The 3,904-nt window shown below is 62.2% G+C and carries 1 protein-coding gene; it reads right to left on the reverse strand.

Annotated elements, in window-relative coordinates:
- On the reverse strand, window positions 1–3,904 hold a 3,904-nt coding region (locus tag C0Z19_RS27535; RefSeq protein ID WP_102612991.1), incomplete at both ends, for a DUF6531 domain-containing protein.

Consider the following 3,904-nt stretch of genomic DNA (forward strand, 5'->3'; position numbering starts at 1 on the left):
TCATCATATACGGCGTGCCGATATGATCACAGTGGTAGTAGAAGACGTGTGCAGGCGATGCCGCCTGCGCAACGCGTTGCAGCGGATCTTCTTCCGGCAGATAGCGATCGGTCGGCTTCCAAACCGGTGTATCGATACCCTGCACGGGCGTGTTCGTCACGAACTGCGCAAGCGGCACGAACGAGCCCGCTTCATACACATAGTGCGTGCTGCCGTGCTCCGTGCTCTCGTACGCGAGCGTGTCGCCATCCCAACCGAACAGCGTGCGCTCTCCGTTCACGCTCTTGGCAATGCGCCGACCCAGCGCATCATAGAAGTAGCTCGCCGACGTGCGCCGCTCGCCCTCCTTGATCATCGCCGTCATCAGGCGATTGAACGCATCCCACTCGTACTTCTGCTCACCCGCGGGCGTGCGCCTGGAAATGAGGTTGCCCCGCTCGTCATACGCGAAGTGCATCCCCGCGTATTGCTTGAGCAGATTGCCCAGGATCTTCGGCACCTGCTCCGGCAGCGTGCTCTCCTCCCGCGGCCGGTACACCGCCTGCATCATGCGTGGAGCACGCTCCTGCGTATCGGCCGGCACATCCACGATATTGCTCGCCGGATCGAACGCAAAGCGCTCGCGGCTCCACGGGCTCGCCGCTTCCACGAGCCTGCCCACCGGGTCATACCGATAGTCGATATAGCCCTTGGTGCTGTCCTCGATCTGTGTCAGCTGCCCCGCCGCATCGTAGCGATAGCGCCGATCGACGATCGGCATCGGCGCCTTCTCGCGTTGCAGCGCCGTTTGAATCACCCGGCCCGCCGGGTCATAAACCGTTCGCAGTCCTAAGCGACTGCCCAGCGTGCGCCGCGTCTCCCGATGCAGATCGTCACGCTCGAATTGAATGCGCTCCTCGCCATCGAGCAGCATCCCGTGAACATGCCCCGAGCCGTAAGTGAGCCAATCGATCGCATGACCATCGGGGCGGATCGTCTGGATGCGGTTGCCCAGTTCGTCGTACCGGTGATGCCAGACGTAGCTTTTAGCCTGATCGAAGAGCCTGTATGCGTGGTGTTCGCGCACCAGGTTGCCCACCGGATCGAAGAACCGTTGGATATGGCTGTAGCGGTTTTGCGCATCGATCAGCCGTCCGCTCTGATCGTAGGCAAAGCGTTCCTCGCTCGCGCCCGAGGTGCGCTTCGAGAGCCTGCCGCCGCGGTCGTATTCGACCTGCGTGATCTGCCCCGCCTCGTCGATCGATGTCAGCCGCCCGTTGGCTTCGTCGTAGGTGTAGCGCGTCCTCTTGCCGTCGAACGCGACCTCCTCGAGCAGACGCCCCACCGGATCGTAGGCGAAGCTGTACGTCGCCTGGTTCGCATCGACAAGCGTGGTCAGGCGCCCCAGCCGGTCGTACCGATACGCGATCGTTTGATCGAGCGCATCGACGCGGTTCGCAATCCGTCCGGCCGCATCGTATTGGTAGCGCGTGTTACGGCCGAGCGGATCGGTATGGCCGCGCAGCCGCCCTTCGGCGTCGTAGTGAATCTGCTCGATGCCCGCGGGCGATTGCACTTGCGCAAGCTGCCCGTTCTCACCGTAGCGGTATGTCGTCGCGTTGCCGGCCGCATCGATCGTTGCCGTCAGGCGCCCATCCGCGTCGTAAGTCCACTTGGTGGTCTTGCCCGAGCAATCGGTGTAGCGCGTAACCTGCCCCGAACCATCGTAGGCCAGTTGCTTGACGCCTCCCTTGGCATCCTTGACCGACGTCACGAGCCCTTGCTCGTTGTAGCCGTACTCGGTCTTGTGGCCGAGCGGATCGATCTGCGCCGTCAGGTTGCCCTTGTCGTCGTACTCTTGATGCCAGACGTTCCCATGCGGGTCGGTCAGCGCAATCATCTGCTCTTTGGCGTCGTACGCCATCTCGACGACGCTGCCATCCACCCGGTGATGACGAATCAGGTTGCCGCGCCCGTCGTAGGCCATGCGCTCGATGCCGCCGTCGCGATGGATGTATTGCGTCAGGTTGTCGTTCTGGTCGCGATACATCCACTCTTCGCTGCCGTCGGGGTGGACGATGCGGAAGGTGTAGCCCTTGATGTCGTAGTAGTGCTGCGTGCGCTGGCCCAACCCGTCGGTCACATCGACGCGCCGGAAATCCGGATGCCAGGCCAGGCGGATTTCATCGCTGCCGTCGTCGAGCCATTCGCGCACGCATTTGGCCTTCGCGTGCGTGCCGTCCCATTGCAGGTTCGTCCCGCGCCCGGTGCGGTCCGTATAGCGCGTGACCAGGTGATGGCTGTACTGGTACTGCCACTTGTTGCCGTAGCGGTCGGCCGCAAGCACCAGGTCGTTCTCTGCGTCGTAGGTGTAACGCGCGAGTTTCGCAACCAAATCGCCATTGGCGTCGTACTGCCCCGCCTCGACAATGCGCGACCGATCGTCGTATTTGAACGCCACCTGCGTGGCCGGCAGCATCAGGCGAAAGAGCCGGCCCTTGTCGTCGTAGTCGACGATGATCTGGTTGCCCTTGCGGTCGCGAATGAGCCGCAGCCGAAAGCGATCGCCCGCTTTCTCGAACAGTTCGAGCAGCTCATGGCCGCGGTTCAAGGCGAGCGAACCTTCATCGAGCCGCGTGATCGTCAGATCGGCTGCAAGGTTGTCGTAAGAACGCCCCACCGCCAGCAACGGGTAATCGACGCTGCGCCCCGCCGCATCGTGATACACGAGCTTCGATTCCTCGATATCGAACCGCGTCGTATAAGGCGTGATCCAGCGCGCCCCGAGCGGCCCCTCGTCATCATTGGCATCGAAGAACGAGCGATAGGTGCGCTGCCAGACGATCGGCATCGGCCCCGCAATCGAGAAGTCGACGTGCTCGATTTTTTCATCGCCAAGGGCAAAGCCTACCGAGCGCCCGCTCTCCTGCGCGGGCGACGCCACCGGGCAGTGCAGCTTGCAATGTTCCGCACCCGGGTGTTTGGCGGGCGCGGTTTTTTCCAGTTCATCGAGCGCGCCTTCCGCGCGTTGCTCGACGACCTTGGTTTTGCCCGAACTCGGAATACCCAACACATGGTGCTTCGGATTCTTCTGGCGCCACCGGGCCACGCCGTCTTCGCCGATCTGAATGAGCCAGCCGATCTGCCCGATCTCATTGCCGCTCAAACTGCGCACACGCTGCTTCACTTCGGGAATGCGCTTGCGCAGATCCGCCGACATGACTTTCAGATCGTGGCCGTAATCGGAGTCGATGAATTTCGCCGTTTCGGTGGCGGCGTTGAGCGTCTCCTTGCCGTTGATCTTGACCCAATCGACAATGAGGCCACCGATGCCATGCATCGCCTGCTTCGCATCGTAAGCGGCAAAGCCCGCCGAGACTTCGCTTGCATGGCGCTCGGCCGCATGGATATTGCCCGCGATGCTGAATCCCTTCTCGCCGGCCGCGCGCTCGAACAAATCGGCGAGCGCCGTCATCAATTCGCCGATCAGCGTCGCGCCATGCTCGAGCATTTCATTGAGTTTGCCCTTCACCAACGCGAGGAACGATTCGATTTCGCCTGCATAGCGCTCATTCAGATGCGCCACGAGCCCATCGATCACGGCCGTACCAAGCACCTGCGCGCCACCTTCCAACAACGCTTTACCGTTCTCCGCCGCTTTCTGGCGAATGAGCTTGAGCAACGGCCGCGCGCCCATGCGCAGTTCGGCCGTGCCAAGCGGCACCGGCACAATGCCGATCAGATCCAGGCCCAGATTGAGCCAGTCGAATGCGTCGACCGGTTTGTCGCCGTGCTCGATCATCGCCCTGATGTCCATCACGGCATCGACCGCGGCAAAGATATTCGCCAGAACCGGCACGTTCTGCGCAACCGTCTTCAAGCGCTCGACCGTTACCCAGCCCCCACTGATTCTCCGCAGCCATGC

The organism is Trinickia soli (assembly GCF_002879855.1).
GTDB lineage: Bacteria > Pseudomonadota > Gammaproteobacteria > Burkholderiales > Burkholderiaceae > Trinickia > Trinickia soli.